Below are 17,233 nucleotides of genomic sequence, written 5' to 3' on the forward strand. Positions count from 1 at the left end.
CATGTCGAACTTTTTATTCTCTATAAATGAAAAGATTAAACACTATGATTTTAATCATTGTCTTGCTTCGAACATAGATAATGATATTCAAATATCAAAAGATAGGAAAAGCAAATTCTATAAAGATGCTGTCTTAATTGATAATGAAACAATGTTGTTATTTATAGACGGTGTTGTTTTAAACAAAAGTGAACTATCCGAACGATATGATGATGCCCTCTCTTGGGAAAATGTTGTAATAAATCTTTATAAAGATTTTGGAGATGATTTTTTTAGCTTATTTAGGGGGTCTTTTCAAGGTGTAATTTTAAGTAAAGAAAATGATAAGACGATAGTTTTCTCTGATCACATCGGTTCTAAGCCGATTTATTACACTAAAACAGAAAAGGGCTTTATTGCGGGAAGTTGCTTTGTAGACGTACTTGCGAACTTAAAAGAACTAGGGTGTACAATCGACTTAGAAGAGGATTCTGCCTACGATTTATTAACTTACGGTTTTGTCTTCGGCGGAAAAACTTTAGTCAAGACTATTAATCGAATTGAACCGGGTCGTTTTGTTAAGATTACACCAAACGAGTTATCAATAGAGCAATTCTACAAACCGGATAATAAGCATATAACCTCACTAAATGAGGAGAAAATCATAGATAGACTTGATGAACTTTTCAGACAGGCTATCCATCGTGCATTTAGTAAGGATCGTGAGCACAATTATAAACATTTGGTTGCACTCAGTGGCGGGTTAGATTCAAGGATGACGACTTGGGTTGCTAATCAAATGGGCTTTGGCAAGAACATAGTCAATTATACTTTCTCTGAGTCCGATTATTTAGATGAGACTATTCCTAAAGAGATCGCTCGTGATTTAAAACATGAATGGATATTTAAATCCTTAGATAACGGCCTCTTTTTAAACAACGTGGATGAAATTACAAAGATTACTGGCGGTAACGCTCTATACTTTGGACTTTCTCACGGGAAAAGTTGTTTGGATTTAATTGACCAAGAGCGCTTTGGTATGATTCATTCGGGTCAATTAGGTGATGTGGTCATTGGTACTTATTCATCAAAATCCACACACGTTGTCGATTTTGATAGGCTTTCAGGTGCGTATTCGAGAGTGCTTGCCAATAACATTGACTTAAACCAACCTCGTTATGAATATCCTAACGAAGAAATGTTTAAACTGAATACACGAGGATTCTCTGGCATAAATCAAGGTTTGGTTCTAGCTCAACAAGAGACGGAGACATACTCTCCTTTTTATGATGTTGACCTGTTAAACTTTTGTTTATCGATTCCTTTAGATATGAGATTCGATCATTATATCTATCGAAAATGGTTACAAAAGAAATACCCTCAATCTGGTGATTATGTTTGGGAGAAGACTGGGAGTAAAATCAATACGCAATATATCTCAGTTAAAGGTCGTTCTTTGCCTTTAAAGTACGTGATTAAAAAGTTGTTAAAAAAGGTAAATATTTTTCCAAGCCTGAACACAAGAAGTAATATGAACCCGATAGACTTCTGGTTAAAAAATAATGAAGAGTTGAGAGATTTCTATCAGCAGTATTTTGAAAATAACATTTTATTTCTAGAAGTTCATCATAAACTTAAGTCGGAAGTATCAAATCTATTTGATAATGGTACTAGCTTAGAAAGAAACCAAGTTATATCATTGTTGTCAATTGCAAAATTTATATATGAAAAATAAAGTATTATATGTCGTTCCTAGTATAGAGAAAAAAAACAGTGGTCCAGCTGTTCGTGTAAGTAATATTATTCAATCTAAATTCTTCGGAAGTGTCATTTCTGGCTCGGGTCGAAGTAAACTTTCCGATTCATTGAAAGTTGAGTCTAAGAGTCTAATTTATGTTGAGTCTTCTACAAACAGGCTTAATGTTGTAGACCTATTTTGTTTGATTTTTCTTAAGTATATCAAGGCTTGTGATATTCACGTATATATCCGAGATTGCTACACAATCCTTTTTCCTGGCGAATATAGCTCGTTTAGAAAAAAGATTACTAAGATTCTGCTTGATCTAACAAATAAATTCTATATATCTCTTTCTAAGACATTATATTTTCCAACCTTAGGTATGGGAGATGTTTACTGTACTTACTATAATGTAAAAAAAGATATAGGGGCACTTCCTCCCGGTATTGTAGAGGATGAATATAAATCTTTTTCTTTCCCTAAAGTAAATGATGAAAGGACGAAATATATTATTCACGTTGGAGGTTTGCAGTATCGATATTCTGGTGTGAATGAATTAATAGATTTCGCTTATAATCTAGATAAGGGTCTAAAGCTCCTTTTAGTTACACGAGATGAGAAAATAGTCTTCGAGCATTCGATGTACCCGAATGTAAAAGATAATATTGAAATACTAAGTTTGAATCGAGATGGTGTGATAGAAAGATTGCGTCAAGGTGATATAATAGCAGCTGTACATTCTAGACCTATTAATAATTATGATGCTATTACATATCCAATTAAAATATTGGATTATATTTCTTGGAAGTTACCAATAATTACCCTTAAACATGAGCCGATAATTGAACTTTTAAGTGAGGATTATCCACTTTTCTACGGTGATATATCAGAGTTTTCTTATGATGAATATTTTGACGTACTTGCTGAAATTAAAGAAATATACAATGATGTATCCATAGAAAAAAGCTATAGAAAGATAATGTTGCGATTGGAAGACTAACAATGCTTTTCGAGCTTTCTATATTATCACTGTTTTTTATATATTCGTATATAAATACAGCATACAAACACGAATTTAAATCTCTAATATTTTTGTTTTTTATACCTATCTTAATCTTGGTTACACTAAGGCAGTTTGGTTATGATTTAAATAACTATTACACGATTTACAATGAGATTGTAGGGTTAGATTTCTCGATAAGTTCTTTTGAACATCGCGTTGGTGTTCTAAATAAACACTATGAAGCAACCTTTCATATCTTTTCTCACATGTCTGACTACTTTGGTTTTGGGTTTCGTGGGGTACTATTTCTTTATATCTTAGTCTCTATAGTAGCGTTAGTCTTTGCAGGTTTTTTGACTGGTCTACCATTAACGTTGTTCTTTTCTGCGTATTTTTTAATTGCTTTTTTACCCGGTCCCTATGAATCGATAAGATCGTCTGTCGCAATTTTAGTTTCTTTTTCAGCAATAATGTTTTTCTCAAAGAGATCTTACGTTGCGGCTTTAGTATTATTTATTGTTTCATTTTATTTTCATAAAACTGTTTTAATCTTTCCAGTATTATACTTTTTATATAGTGTTGGAAGATTTTTCAGAATAACTAACAAACTGATTCTAATAGTTACTCTTGGAGCGTTTCCGTTATCAATACTGTTACTAACGCTTGTTGTAGAAAAGGCTGGTTTTTCCCAACCCATATTAGTGTCTATTCATGCGATATTGACAAGAGAAGGGAAAGAAAGTTTTGCAAATAGTACGGAAATGTTAAAGTATCTATTGATGATAGGAAGATGTTTAATGCTATATCTATTAGTATTTTTTATTAATGCTAATACTAGTTTGCTAGCTCAGAAAGAAAAGAGAAAATCTTTTAGGTTACCATTAAATTTAACCAATATAATGGTTTTCTTGTCTCTATCAATGATTATTTCTAATCAGTTTGTTATAGCGGCCAGAATAGTAGAGCTTAGTTATCTTCTAGTTATCTACCTTCTTGTTTTTACAATCCACTATGTTAAAGGAAGAAAATATAATATTCTATTCCATTTCGCTACTATTGGTATGCTTGGTATTAATCTGGTTGCGATTTTTTTGATGTATCTTTTACCTAGCGGTGTTCCCGTTTAATTATTGATGAGGGAGAACATGATTCATATTTTTAGTACGGAATTAAAAAATGGTAAAGGTGGTATTAGCACAGCGCTAGTCGGTTATGTAGAAAGTCTACGTGCGAACAATATAGAGTTTGAATTGACAACGACACATTCTGAAGGAAATAAAATTAGAGATTTAATTTCTTCCTGTAAATCTGCTCTTAGCGTAAAGAAAGGAGATGTTTGTTGGTTTCATTGTGGTCCATGGTTTTCAATGTTAAGGAAAACTTTACTTATATTATTGTGTAAAACCCAAGGTGCTAAAATAGTTATTCACTTTCACTCTAGAAAAACACACTCTTACCTTAATAATGTTGTTGGTAGGTGTTATTTGTCGTTTTTATATTCAATTGCAGATAACTTTGTTGTGCTAACTAAATGGTGGAAGAGTCAATTTTCATCTAAAGGTTTTACTCACAAAGTAGTAGTTTCGCCAAATCCAATTGATCAACAAATATTGCAGTTCATAAAGAGGAATCAGGCGTCCCCTCAGATAAAGAAGTTCTTTCCCGAAAAACCAACAATTGATGTCCTTAGCATGGCGAGACTCGTAGAAGATAAAGGTTTAAGAGAGACAATTTCAGCTTTCCAGCATTTACCTCCTCACTACCATTTACATATTGGAGGCACCGGCCCTTTAGAGAATGAACTCAGACAGCAAGTAAACAACTTTGGTCTGCAAGATCGCGTCCACTTTCTTGGTTGGGTTGATTATGAAGCCAAGCTTGAATTGTTTTCCAAAACTGAACTGTTTTGCCTACCCTCTCGATTCGACTCCTTTGGTATGGTTTATCTGGAAGCTTTATCAGCTAATATTCCCGTTGTAGCTCTCAATTTCCAAGCGATACCAGACGTAGTGCCTGAAGGCATGGGAGTTTTGATTGACAATGATGACCCAGTCTCTTTGGCTTGTGCCATAAAAGTAGCAGCAGAAATGAGAGATATAAAAGGAGACGAATATGTACTTAGTAAATATTCTCCCGAGCCAGTTACAAAGAGGTTTTTAAAGAATGTCGAATACAGTGCTTAAGACTAATATTGATAATTTTGAGGTTCATTGCTTCGATAAAATGGAATCTGCTGTGAGCACTATCATGAACCATAACCTTGATAACGCAACAATCGCAGTTGCAATCAACCCTGAAAAAATTCTCGCGTCTAGAACAAGTTCAGAAACAAAAAGTGCCATTGAAGTTGCAAATTTTCGTTACTTAGATGGAATGGGGGCGGCTTGGGTCGCATCTAAGAAACTTAGCCAAAAGATTAGTAGAATCCCCGGCTGTGAGCTTTGGGAGCAGCTTATGATTGCAGCGGCTAAAGACGATACCCCAGTTTTTATTTTAGGAGCCAAAGAAAGAGTGTTGCTCAGAACTGTGGATAAGCTCAAGCAGCAAGGTGTTAACGTAGTTGGGTCTCAGGATGGTTACTTCTCTGATGAAGAGTTACTTATTAATGAGATTCGGCGCTCTGGAGCTAAAATCCTTTCTGTGGCTCTTGGTTCTCCAAAGCAGGAGCTATTTATGAAGAAAGCAAAAGATAGTGGTTTAACTTGCTTTATGATGGGGGTTGGCGGAACTTATAATGTTTTTGTCGGTGAGGTTAAGAGAGCGCCTGATTTTTGGTGTCGTCTGAACTTAGAATGGCTATATCGACTACTCTCTGAGCCATCAAGAATATTTAGACAAATAAAGCTTACAAAATATGTTTACTTAGCTTTAGCAAACAAACTGTAGGTCGAGTTTGAAAAGGGGCCTGAGAGCCCTTTTTGTATCAAAGCTCGGTTGCTGTCGCTTCGTTACTATTTAACTTACTACGAAAGTAACTCGTAATTCGCCACACATAAGCAAGTAAAATTGAATACACAATAAAACAAGCAATGAAGGTATAGAACATCACTGGTTCAGAAATACCCGCCAGCTCACCGTAAATACCAAAAGCAGCATAAAGAGTCGCGATACCGCAGATTGCTACTAGGGTTTGCTTAGGGCTTAAACCCATACGTTGGAAAATATGATGCAAGTGTTCTCTGTCAGGTTTGAATGGCGAATCCCCGCGGCGAACGCGGCGAATCATGATGGCCGCCATGTCCATCAACGGAACCGCAATTAACCACAATGCTGTTACTGGACGCATCAAAGGTTTGCTTTCTGCTTGGCTGACACCGAGCAACAGCCAAATAACTGTAAAGCCAATCATCATGCTGCCTGCGTCACCCATAAATACTTTTCGAGCGCGCCCTAAAATACCCAAGTTCATGAAAATATACGGCAGCATGGCAACAATAATTACCACACAGAGGTAAGCTAAGCCGTGTTGGGCGTCTACCCTCAATAAATAGGCAAGAGCGCCAAAGGTTACAATAGAAAGCCCACCCAGAAGACCATCAATGCCGTCTACCATATTAAAAGCATTGATTGCACCTATCACCGCTAACACTGTAATCACAATGCCAGTCCAACCTAAGTTGATTTCACCAAAACCGAACATGTTTCCTAAACTGTGCAGTTCAATACCGGCAATATGAATCATCACTAAAGACAAGCCAGCCTGAACCCCCATGCGTATCTTGAAACTCAAGTCGACCTTATCGTCGATGGCTCCGATAAGCGTTAAGAGTGCGATAGAACATACATACAGCCAACTGTATTCGATAACTTGTGGTTTAAAGGTGAGAAACTGGATAAGAACAATGCAGATAGAAATCCCACCGATAAGTGGAACAGCACCTTCATGTAACTTCCTTTCGTTTGGTTTATCGACTAAGCCAACCGACTTAGCAACCTTACGCATGAGAAACAAAGTGGCAAACGAAGAAAAGAAGATAAATAGAAGTTCCAGAAACATAATAGTGCCAACTGCCATTGTAATTATTCGACGGCTATTTTAACCGACAAGGTAACTATCTCAAGGAGAAAATAAGCAACGAAATGGTAGCAAAACGTTACTTTTACACTATTTCTCCTGATTTACTTATCAGTAAATTAAAGCACAATGTTCGTTTTTTTCCTGGCAAAATGTTGATACAGCTCCGCTTTTGCCATTCTTTCACCATGAATCAAATGCACTTCTTTTGGCGGCGGATTAATTCCTTCTACAAATCGAATTAGATCAGATTGATCTGCATGAGCAGAATAGCCAGACATCGTATGTATTTGAGCTTTCACTTTAATTTTCTTTCCTTCGATATCAACCTCACTCGCCCCTTCTTGAATTTCTCTGCCTAGCGTTCCCTCTGCTTGATAGCCAGCAAACAGCACATCATTACGACTATCTGGTAACAACGCATTAAGATAATTTACCACTCGACCACCTTCGCACATCCCAGAAGCCGCAACCACAATAGCTGGCTCAGACGTGCTCGCCAGACGATTCACCAATCTCATATGTTCAGCATGAGTCTCAATCGTAATACATTGTTCAAACGCTAAAGGGTGACGTTGCTGCTCCAAACGCTGCTTCGCTTCTTTACCCCAAAGCTTTTTAAAGCGCCGATAAGTTTTTGTCACCTTTCTTGCTAAAGGCGAATCAAGAATAATCGGTAGGGCTCTATGTAAAGACTCCTGGTACAAAAGCTGTTCAATATCGAATAACAGTTCTTGTGCTCTACCTACACTAAAAGCAGGAATAACAATCACACCACCATCTTCCAGTGCATGTTCGACAATAGAAAGCAGCCGAGCACTTCTACTTTTCACACTTTCATGGTGCTTATCACCATAGGTCGATTCAATAAACAAATAGTCCGCTTTTTCTGGCGGCTTAGGATCAGGAAGTAAAGGCGTATCACTTGGGCCGAGATCGCCGGAGAATACAACTACGTCATTATTTGAGAGTTTAAATTCCAAATAAGCAGAGCCTAAAATATGGCCTGCAGGCTGAAAGCGTAAATAAGCCAACCCCTTAAGAGGAAGCCATGTGTTGTACTGGCACGGCACCAATCGCTGCTTAATTAGATTTAAGATGTGCTGTCTTTGATGCTTGCCTAAACCCAGTTGTAGCTTTAATCCATCCTCTAGCATAAGAGGGACCAACTCAGCAGTAGCTTGTGTGCAGTAGATTTTACCTTTAAAACCCGCAGCGAGTAACCACGGTAATCGGCCTATGTGGTCAATATGAGCATGAGTCAGCACCAGTGCTTTTACCTTGGCTAAGGAAAACTCTATCGCCATCGAACGGTCATGACGGCCTACCAATGCATCTTTACCCTGAAATAGCCCACAATCGATAAAAATGCTCCCGTGCTCGAGTTGCAGTTCGTGACAAGAGCCTGTCACCGTATTCTTCCCACCATGATGAAGTACTTTCATAACGATCTCCTTTTCATGAGCATCAATGTAATGAATTCAAGAAAGAAGAGGGAGAGGCAACCAGCCAGATAAACACAAAAGTAGGAGTCAAAATGCTAGGAGAGTGTCAAATGGTATTTTTAGTTGCACTAAATTGTGACGCATATTCCACATAGTCAACTTTTTGCATTTTGTAATAAATAAAAATGAATAAATGCGTATTATAAAACGCGTTTTAGGTAGGCAGAATTTACGATCTTCTTGTCAAACTGACAGTTTGCATTTTGGCCAGTTGTCATAAGAAAGCCATTTTTTTGTCAGTGTTGTGCTTTTCGTTGCAACCTGTTTGCTATACACTCCTTTGCCTTGAGCACAAATGATAAAAAAACAAATGCATTGCCTTTAGGAGCCAGACCTAAGGGCGGTAGCGTGCCAAAAAGCAAAAAAATTTCTCCGAGTGACATAAAAATGTCGCCAGACAATAAATACAATTAAGCACACTGTTGCATTTCTGGCAAGGCTCTATAAGTAAAATAGAGACTTCAAACAAACACTTAAAGCACCTCCTATTACGTCAGAGGAGGACAAAACAGTAATGAACACTGTTTTAAAAAGATAATGGCTAGGCATCAGGTTTATCAACCAATACCTATCAACCACAGTCTTCACAAGAGCTTCTTCTTTGCGAAAATGACTGACTTGCCTAAATTGTCTACCTAGATTTCTGCTCCTCAAAGGTATGGCGCGTTCGTTTGCGTATTTTCCTCTGGGGTTATTGTGCTGTCCGGAAACAATGCTTTGTTGCTTTTTAATGTAAGAAGAAGTGTTGTGTCCACCACTCGCGATTATTCACATCAACGTCCTATTCTTTGGCCTAGGTTATTTACAATGTCTAAAAAGAAAATTCTCACCGTATTCGGTACACGTCCAGAAGCCATAAAAATGGCTCCTCTAGTTCATGCGCTTGCAAATGATGAGCGATTTGACGCTAAGTGCTGCGTTACCGCTCAACATCGAGAAATGCTGGATCAGGTTTTAGAGTTATTTGAAATTAAGCCTGATTACGATCTTAACCTGATGAAGGCTGGTCAATCACTGAACGATGTAACGGCCCGTATCTTACTGGAACTTAAACCAGTACTTCAGGAGTTTAAGCCAGATGTAGTGCTTGTACACGGTGATACTGCAACTACCTTTGCTGCAAGCCTTGCAGCTTACTATGAGCAAATTGCTGTGGGCCATGTAGAGGCAGGTCTGCGCACTGGCAATATTTACTCGCCATGGCCAGAAGAGGCAAACCGAAAACTAACCGGTGCGTTAACTACTTATCACTTTGCTCCTACAGAAACCTCGCAACACAATCTGCTACAAGAAAACATCAATTCAGACAATATCAGCATCACAGGTAATACCGTTATCGATGCTCTATTGATGGTTAAAGACAAAATTGATAACGACAGTGCGCTTAACCAACAATTGGCAAGCCAGTTTCCAATGCTTGATGAAAGCAAAAAACTGATTTTGGTTACTGGTCACCGTCGCGAAAGTTTTGGTGGCGGTTTTGAACGCATTTGTGAAGCTTTAGCTAAAACCGCGCAAGACCACCCTGAAGCACAGATCTTATACCCAGTACATCTAAACCCGAATGTAAGAGAGCCAGTAAATCGCATTCTGTCAAACGTAGATAATGTGCATCTTATCGAGCCTCAACAATATCTGCCATTTATCTACCTAATGAGTCGAGCACATATCATTCTTACCGACTCTGGCGGCATCCAAGAAGAAGCGCCTTCCCTAGGCAAACCTGTATTAGTTATGCGTGACACAACAGAAAGACCGGAAGCCGTTGCCGCGGGCACAGTAAAGCTAGTGGGTACAGATGTAGATAAGATTGTCACTGGTTTAGATGTATTACTGAATGACAAAGAGGCTTACCAAGCGATGAGCTTTGCACACAACCCTTATGGTGATGGTCTAGCATGTCAGCGTATTTTAGAAGAATTAGCAAAATAATCATTTAGTTAGGAAATAATTATGTCTTTTGAAACAATCTCAGTTATTGGCTTAGGTTACATCGGCTTGCCAACCGCAGCCATGTTTGCATCACGTAAGAAAAAGGTAGTAGGTGTTGATGTAAACCAGCACGCAGTTGATACCATCAACCAAGGAAAAATCCATATTGTTGAGCCGGATCTCGATATGATCGTAAGTGCAGCAGTGTCTGAAGGTTACTTGAAAGCAACCACAGCGCCAGAGCCGGCAGATGCATTTCTGATTGCGGTTCCAACGCCATTTTTGCCATGTAAAGAAGGTGAAGTACCAGCGCCTGATTTGTCTTACATTGAAGCGGCAAGTAAAGCCATAGCCCCCGTTCTTAAAAAAGGTGACCTCGTTATTCTTGAATCCACGTCACCTGTGGGTGCCACAGAGCAAATGGCCTCTTGGTTAGCTGAAGCTCGTGGTGATCTGACTTTCCCACAAACGCATGGTGCACAAGCGGATGTTAATATCGCTCACTGTCCGGAGCGTGTATTGCCTGGTCACGTTGTTCGTGAATTGGTAGAAAATGACCGCGTTATTGGTGGTATGTCTACTCGCTGCTCTGAGCGCTCAGTGGAGTTGTACCGTACTTTTGTGCAAGGTGATTGTGTCGTGACAAATGCGCGCACAGCGGAAATGGCAAAACTGACAGAAAACAGCTCGCGTGATGTTCAAATCGCTTTTGCTAACGAACTTTCAATCATTTGCGACAAGTTAGACATCAATGTATGGGAATTGATTGCACTCGCGAACCGTCACCCTCGCGTAAACATCCTTCAGCCTGGCCCTGGTGTTGGTGGCCACTGCATTGCGGTTGACCCTTGGTTCATTGTGTCAAAAACACCAGAAGAAGCACAAATTATCCATACGGCACGTAAAGTGAACGACGGCAAACCGGACTGGGTGATTAATAAAGTAAAACTGGCCATTGCCGAGTTTTTACAAGCAAACCCAGATAAAACAGCTCGTGACGTCACGGTTGCTTGTTACGGTCTGGCCTTTAAACCTGATATTGATGATTTGCGTGAAAGCCCTGCAATGGCAATTACACAAAAAATCGCAGAGATGCATGCAGGTCGTGTTATTGCAGTAGAACCAAACATTGATGCTGTTCCGGAAAAACTTAAACATGTTGAACTAATGGATTTTGAAATCGCACCGAAAGAAGCGGATATTCAAGTTATATTGGTTGATCATAAAGAGTTTAAAGAAGCTTCTATAAAAACTGGTTTAATTATTGATACAAAAGGTATTTGGTAATGAAAAAAGAGCTGCTGAAAAGCAGCTTTTTTAATGTCATGTCTGCGATTTTTAGCAAAGGTAGTGCAATAATTATTAGTATTATTTTTGCTAGAACTCTAGGTTCTGAGTCTTTTGGCTACTTTTCTATTATTCAAGCAGCAGCTTCTACACTGCTGATCTTTATATCCGTAGGCTCTGGTGTTGTAATCACAAAGCATGTCGCTTTATATCTGGAAAATGGAGGGAATGATAAAGCAATAGGTTTTACTTCATTAAATTTAATTATGTCAATATCAATTTCTATTTTGATTATAATTTTAAGTGTGATTTATAGCACTGAAATAGCGAAAGCTCTATTGAATAACGCAAACTTATACTACCTTGTAATATTTTCATCTTTCATCCCTTTATTTTCTTGTTTTCAAGTTGTAATTACTGGCTATGTTAATGGAAAAAAGGATTTTAAGTTTAATCAAAATTCTGCACTGATTACTGGACTTACATCAATTCCGATATCAATATATTTAGTGTTGGAGTATGAATTGGTTGGGGGGGTGGTTTCTTTACTTATCAATCAGGCTATCATCGCAAGTTTCTATTTGTGTTATTTTTACAAAACGTGTGGCAGTAATCATGGAAATTTTCGTGAAAATATAAAACTCAACTATCTAGAGTTTAAAAATATAATTTTAAAAGATAGCCTACCTGCTTTACTAGTAGGTTTGACCGTCACACCCACTCTTCTAGTAATTTATCAAATCGCAATAGAATACAATGACTCTGGACTGGAGATTGTTGGACAGTTTGGTGCGATAAACCAATGGAGAAATCTTTTGATATTTATACCTAGTGTTCTAGGTGTTGTTTTTATTAGCTATTTTTCAAAATATAAAGAAGATCAAAAATATAGAATGTACAACATAATTGTTCCTTATTTTTGTGTTTACTCTATTATTTTTCCTATTTTGCTTTTTCCTGAAATTGTACTGTCCGTATATGGTGATTCGTTTATTGGTTCTGACTTTGTTATTTCACTCTACACTGTTGTTCTTGCTTGTTTGATTGTGGCTGTAAAAACAGCTATTGGCCGTGAGGTTGTATTTAAAGAAAATTATTGGATATCAGCAATAAGTAACTTTATTTGGTCTGTTTCATTTATAAGTTTATACTTTTTGTTTGTTAATCTAGGTGTTTTAGGGATTTCTCTTTCATTTTTACTTTCTCATATTATTTCTCTCATTTATTTCTTGTTTAGAGTGTCTTACTCAAGGGTTCTTTTCAAAGAGTTCCTATTAAATAAGTTTTTTATAATTTCTATTTTTTTTCTTTTATTGTTTTTGTTAAGGTTTTTATTATGAAGAAAATTGTCTGGATAAAAGGTGCGTATGGCCCTCATAACTTAGGAGATGACCTTCTTTATACTTTGATTCATCGTAATATTTCCTCACGACTAGGTTCAAAGTTTGAGGTTGTTGTTGGTGTTGACAATATAAATAAAGCAAAGAGAGTAAATGAAAAGATTAAATATAAGGATTCATGTCAAAGAGTTCAGTGTGATTATCTTGTTCTTGGTGGCGGAGGTCAGTTTTATTCTTTCAACAACACAGATAGAAGTTACTTATCAAAAATTAAATTTTATATAAATTCTATATTTAATCTTAAAATACATCATTTATTATTGCGTAAGGTCTTAAGAGACAAATTTAGCTTTAAAGTTGGGTTTTGTGTTGGAGTCGGACCTTTTCATAACAAAAATGATAAAATGAAAGTAGTGGAGTCAATTAGGAAATTTGACTATTTCTCTGTTAGAGATAGTGAGAGTGAAAAGTTGTTGCAGAGTCATGGTATATCTCCTTTTTACTTTACAGATCCTGTATTTTCTTTAGATGCAATGAAAATAAAATCAAAAGGAGATCGTATCGGTATTATATTAAGAGATTGGAAGAAAGATTCTGATGGTAAAAATGTAATAGGGAAATTGGAATCATTGGCAATAAAATTGCGTGAGCGCAATCATTCAATAGAGATTGTTCTATTATCAGAGCATGATAAAGATATGCTTTCTCAAGAACTAAGTTCTTTTCCTGTTTGGGTTTGGAATGCTGATGAAAACCCTGAAGGCATAGTAGAAAATTGGTGCGAAAGATATAATACAATCATCACTACTCGCGCGCATGGGGTTTTAATCGGAGCGTTAGCAGGCTGTAATGTTATAGTTGCTCCTTTAGAATCTAAACTAAAAAACTTTCATCTATTTTTTCCTAATAGCACTCATTACATAGAAAAAAAATCTTTTCTAAAAATCCTTCCTCAGGATATTGAAGATAAAATAAATAATAGCTACTCAGTGGAAAAAAGAAACGAAGAAATTGAATATAATAAAAAAATAGCCGATATGTCTTTCGACTCTTTATGTGATTGGATAAAGAAAACTAATGCTTAGTTTATTTATTTTTCAGATGTATATAATTTCTCATATACTATTTGATGATAGAAAAAATGGTTTTTTCTTAGTTGCAATGGTTTTGTTTTTTGGCCTACTATGTCTTGTTTTTCAGATCTATGAATATCAAACATTTAGTACGCTTTTATATAAAACTGACGAACAAACTTATATAGATTTAGCATCAAAAGATATAGATGATTTAGCTAGGTCTCTATGGATACTTATTAATAAATACTTCTTTTATATTGAGCCAACTAGCAATTACTATATAATGAAGATGGTTAATATTCCTATCTTGATGATATTTTCTTATTACTTCTACTTGTTTCTAGACTCAAAGAAACATGCTTTACTATTAATAGTTTTCGTCCCTTATTTATTTGTTATGTCTGTTTCAAATTTAAGAGATCTTTTGATATTATTTTCAATAGTGTCATTTTTTTATTTTTTAAAGAAAAGAGCTTATTCTATTTCAGTGGTTTTCTTTTTTTTATTGCTTTTTCTTCGCCCTTTAATGGCTATTTTATCTATTAGTTCATTATTGCTTGTTTTGTTTTTCATGTCTAATTTGAAATTTCGGAATAAATTTTTATATTTTATTGTTTCTTTGTTGTTTTTTATTTTTGCGTATATCCTTATAAAGGATTATATAGCGTCATATTTTAACTATTACACATACTTGTATGATAATTCTGGCGATGTAGATGCTAGAGGAGTTGTTGCTAGTGGGTTTAATATTAAAGACTTTTCTTATGCGTTACTTACATATATAGCTACACCAATGCCTCACTCTTTAATAGAACGTATCGTTGATGGTGGTAGTGAAATTTGGGGTATCACAGATGATGTATTTAGAGCCATAGGGCAAGTTTTATATTATATAATGATTGCTAGCATAGTTTTTATTACCGCAATTAAACCTAAAAAGTCTATAGAAAAAATTAAATTAGTGCCCGTAGAGTTAAAAGCACTTATATTGACCTTTATATTATATGCTCCAATTTACGCTATACACTTGTCTGGTATAACGCATCAGCGTCTGAAAGTGCCATTTCAGATAGCAGTTTTTATTATATTTATAATTTTATTTTTTAAGGTTAATCATGAAAATGAAGAGAAGGGAATTGAATGAAGTTAAAGTATTGTTTATTGGTAAAAGCATAAACAGTGCTCCAAAAGTAAAGCGAATATATGATTTTTTTAAATCTCGATCATCAGTAAAATATATATTTATCTTAAGCGAAAGTGAAGATGATTTTAATAACTTTACTTATAAGTCAAAATATAAGTATATGTCATATGTTAGGCTTATGTATTACTTTATAACATCACTTTTTTCCATGTGCTTAAAGCGAACTGACATAAATGAAAAAAAGGAATTGTTGTATGCGGTTAATCTTCCAGCTGCAATATTAGGTCGTTTAGCTAAATTATTTAACAAGCGATATTTGCTTTGCTATGAAGCTTTTGAAATTAATGTGGGTATGACTAGAAGTATATACTCTGGTCGATTTAGAAGTTTTTGGAGATATATAGAAAATTGGGTGATAAAAGGTTCTGATTTTTTTATTGCAACTGATGAATTTAGACTGAAGTTCCTTAGGAGATATTATAAAATAGACCCATCTAAAGTTAGTTGTGAATATATATATAATACACGAGATTCTGTTGGTAGCATAGAGTTTCATGACTCTGATAGTGTAAGGATATGTTATTGTGGTGGCGTTATGAGAGGTAGAAATATTCTTGAAACTGTACTCGCTTTGGAGAAGGTTATTCCTGGAGCAGAATATAATATATACGGCTCAGGTGACTGCAAGTATATAAATGAAATGCAGTTGAATTTAGAATGTTTAGGGATGGACAATGTCTATTTTAAGGGGAAGTATGATAACAAGAAGGTTGATGAGATACTCTCAAAAGAGGATATAACATTTTCTTATTATTCAAATGTATCATTAAATAATAGACTTGCTAGTCCAAATAAACTTTTTGATGCAATGGCTTCTGGAGTTCTTATTTTAACCTCCTCCTATCCTCTTGTTAGGAAGTTGAATAAGAATGGCAAGGTAGAATGTATTGTAGTCCATGATGTCGAAAGTATATATGATTTCGATGATACTTTTATTTATCAAGAGGTTGATCGTAACAGAAAGAAAAGATTAAAAACAGTTAAGTTATTTAATGAGAGTTATTCTTGGCAAGCAATGGAAAGCAAATTAGAAAAGTTATTTTATAAATGAACGTATTTTATATCTTATCACGAAAGGATTTCTTTGAATTAGGGAAAAACGGCCGAGTGGCACATGCTGCTGGGATAGTTGATGGCTTAGTAGAAAATAATATAAGTGTTACTGTTTTTTCGAGTGTTTCTGCACGTAATTACTGTAGTGAAAAAGCTAGTTTCTATAAGTTATCTGGAGTTGGTGCTTTTTGGTATTTAGATTTAATTTCCTCTCTGCTCAAAAACAAAAAACATGCAGATTTCATCATTGTTAGATATTCAACTTTAATGGGGTGGCTCTACTGTCTTATTTTAAATGCTTTTGCGAAGAATAAGTGGGGTTTTGAGCTCAATGGTCTAGGATATCATCAACTTAATGGGAAGCGCAGTAATCTAACGAACATACTACGTTACTTTGAAAGGTTTGTTATATCAAAAACTCCATTTATCAACTGTGTGTCAGAAAACATAAAAAATGAAATTTCCAATATAAATAACTCAGTATATGTTTTACCAAATGCTGGCTATGAAGTTGAAGAACAAGACTGTATAGATAACGATTACAGCGATGTTGATAAGTTAAAGATTATTTATTTAGGTATGTTTCATGATTATTATGACTTTGACCCTTTAGTTAAGTCAATATCAGAACGTAATGATGTTAGTTTATACCTATATGGTTCTGGTAAGCAGTGTGATTATTTGAAGAACGAATCTCTTTCTGTTGATAATATTCACTTAATGGGCCGCTATGATCTAGAAGATATTGTAAAATCAGGGAAACTAAATGGTAGGACAGTCTTAGTCTTACCTTATAAAGAAGGAACAGTCGCTGACTATGGCTCTCCAACAAAGTTGTTTGAGTACTTGTCCTTAGCTTTGCCTGTTATGTCAACAAGAGTAAGTCAGCCATATGACATTTTAAAAGACATTGAAAAGACAATTCCTAACTCAGTTTTCTTTTACGATAGTTCTAATATAAACGAGATGTTAGATACAATGGTTCATACAGATCTTCGGGTGGATAGAGAGAAACTAAAGAATAAGTACATGAATGAACACACTTGGAAAAGCCGTTGTTCAGACTATCTCAAAATGATTCGAAAACATCTTTCTAAGTAA

At 35.8% G+C, this 17,233-nt stretch carries 14 protein-coding genes; 12 read left to right on the forward strand and 2 right to left on the reverse strand.

The window, feature by feature from the left end:
* Position 1: 1 nt before the first annotated feature.
* Genes R7F64_RS07290 through R7F64_RS07310 form a run of 5 tightly spaced genes read left to right on the forward strand, consistent with a single transcriptional unit; the run spans position 2 to position 5,606 of the window.
* Complete coding sequence (locus R7F64_RS07290) at positions 2 to 1,714, forward strand: hypothetical protein (RefSeq protein ID WP_052767714.1); 1,713 nt, start codon at positions 2 to 4, stop codon at positions 1,712 to 1,714.
* On the forward strand, positions 1,704 to 2,717 hold the full coding sequence (locus tag R7F64_RS07295) for a hypothetical protein (RefSeq protein ID WP_047103832.1): 1,014 nt from the start codon (positions 1,704 to 1,706) through the stop codon (positions 2,715 to 2,717). The genes R7F64_RS07290 and R7F64_RS07295 overlap by 11 nt, the downstream gene beginning before the upstream one ends.
* A 2-nt stretch (positions 2,718 to 2,719) precedes the next feature.
* Complete coding sequence (locus R7F64_RS07300) at positions 2,720 to 3,847, forward strand: EpsG family protein (RefSeq protein WP_047103834.1); 1,128 nt, start codon at positions 2,720 to 2,722, stop codon at positions 3,845 to 3,847.
* Positions 3,848 to 3,865: 18 nt separating this feature from the next.
* On the forward strand, positions 3,866 to 4,903 hold the full coding sequence (locus R7F64_RS07305; protein ID WP_047103836.1) for a glycosyltransferase family 4 protein: 1,038 nt from the start codon (positions 3,866 to 3,868) through the stop codon (positions 4,901 to 4,903).
* A complete protein-coding gene (locus tag R7F64_RS07310; RefSeq protein WP_047103838.1) occupies positions 4,884 to 5,606 on the forward strand; it encodes a WecB/TagA/CpsF family glycosyltransferase in 723 nt (240 codons plus the stop codon). The genes R7F64_RS07305 and R7F64_RS07310 overlap by 20 nt, the downstream gene beginning before the upstream one ends.
* Before the next feature lie 37 nt (positions 5,607 to 5,643).
* On the opposite strand, the gene wecA is transcribed toward R7F64_RS07310, so the two are convergent.
* A complete protein-coding gene (gene wecA, locus R7F64_RS07315) occupies positions 5,644 to 6,717 on the reverse strand; it encodes a UDP-N-acetylglucosamine--undecaprenyl-phosphate N-acetylglucosaminephosphotransferase (protein ID WP_047103840.1) in 1,074 nt (357 codons plus the stop codon).
* A gap of 137 nt (positions 6,718 to 6,854) precedes the next feature.
* Positions 6,855 to 8,180, reverse strand: coding sequence for an MBL fold metallo-hydrolase RNA specificity domain-containing protein (locus R7F64_RS07320; RefSeq protein ID WP_054574222.1), 1,326 nt, complete (start codon positions 8,178 to 8,180; stop codon positions 6,855 to 6,857).
* A gap of 867 nt (positions 8,181 to 9,047) precedes the next feature.
* Between R7F64_RS07320 and wecB the strand changes: the two genes are divergently transcribed.
* The 7 genes from wecB to R7F64_RS07355 are packed head-to-tail and all read left to right on the forward strand — an operon-like array spanning position 9,048 to position 17,233.
* Positions 9,048 to 10,172 (forward strand): non-hydrolyzing UDP-N-acetylglucosamine 2-epimerase, encoded by a 1,125-nt coding sequence (wecB, locus tag R7F64_RS07325; protein ID WP_047103843.1) that lies wholly within the window; start codon positions 9,048 to 9,050, stop codon positions 10,170 to 10,172.
* Between the two features lie 21 nt (positions 10,173 to 10,193).
* Positions 10,194 to 11,459 carry a UDP-N-acetyl-D-mannosamine dehydrogenase gene (gene wecC / locus R7F64_RS07330; protein ID WP_213903674.1) on the forward strand — a complete coding sequence of 422 codons (1,266 nt, stop codon included), beginning with the start codon at positions 10,194 to 10,196 and terminating at the stop codon, positions 11,457 to 11,459.
* Positions 11,459 to 12,799 carry an oligosaccharide flippase family protein gene (locus R7F64_RS07335; protein WP_213903673.1) on the forward strand — a complete coding sequence of 447 codons (1,341 nt, stop codon included), beginning with the start codon at positions 11,459 to 11,461 and terminating at the stop codon, positions 12,797 to 12,799. The genes wecC and R7F64_RS07335 overlap by 1 nt, the downstream gene beginning before the upstream one ends.
* On the forward strand, positions 12,796 to 13,884 hold the full coding sequence (locus R7F64_RS07340) for a polysaccharide pyruvyl transferase family protein (protein WP_213903672.1): 1,089 nt from the start codon (positions 12,796 to 12,798) through the stop codon (positions 13,882 to 13,884). The genes R7F64_RS07335 and R7F64_RS07340 overlap by 4 nt, the downstream gene beginning before the upstream one ends.
* Positions 13,877 to 15,019, forward strand: coding sequence for a hypothetical protein (locus R7F64_RS07345; RefSeq protein ID WP_213903671.1), 1,143 nt, complete (start codon positions 13,877 to 13,879; stop codon positions 15,017 to 15,019). The genes R7F64_RS07340 and R7F64_RS07345 overlap by 8 nt, the downstream gene beginning before the upstream one ends.
* The gene (locus R7F64_RS07350) at positions 14,991 to 16,130 is read left to right on the forward strand and encodes a hypothetical protein (protein ID WP_318071570.1); all 1,140 of its coding nucleotides are present in this window, start codon (positions 14,991 to 14,993) and stop codon (positions 16,128 to 16,130) included. Before R7F64_RS07345 ends, R7F64_RS07350 begins: the two co-directional genes overlap by 29 nt.
* Positions 16,127 to 17,233 (forward strand): glycosyltransferase, encoded by a 1,107-nt coding sequence (locus tag R7F64_RS07355; protein WP_213903669.1) that lies wholly within the window; start codon positions 16,127 to 16,129, stop codon positions 17,231 to 17,233. Before R7F64_RS07350 ends, R7F64_RS07355 begins: the two co-directional genes overlap by 4 nt.

The sequence above is a fragment of the Vibrio sp. Vb1980 genome, from assembly GCF_033338615.1.
GTDB classification, from domain to species: Bacteria; Pseudomonadota; Gammaproteobacteria; order Enterobacterales; family Vibrionaceae; genus Vibrio; species Vibrio alginolyticus.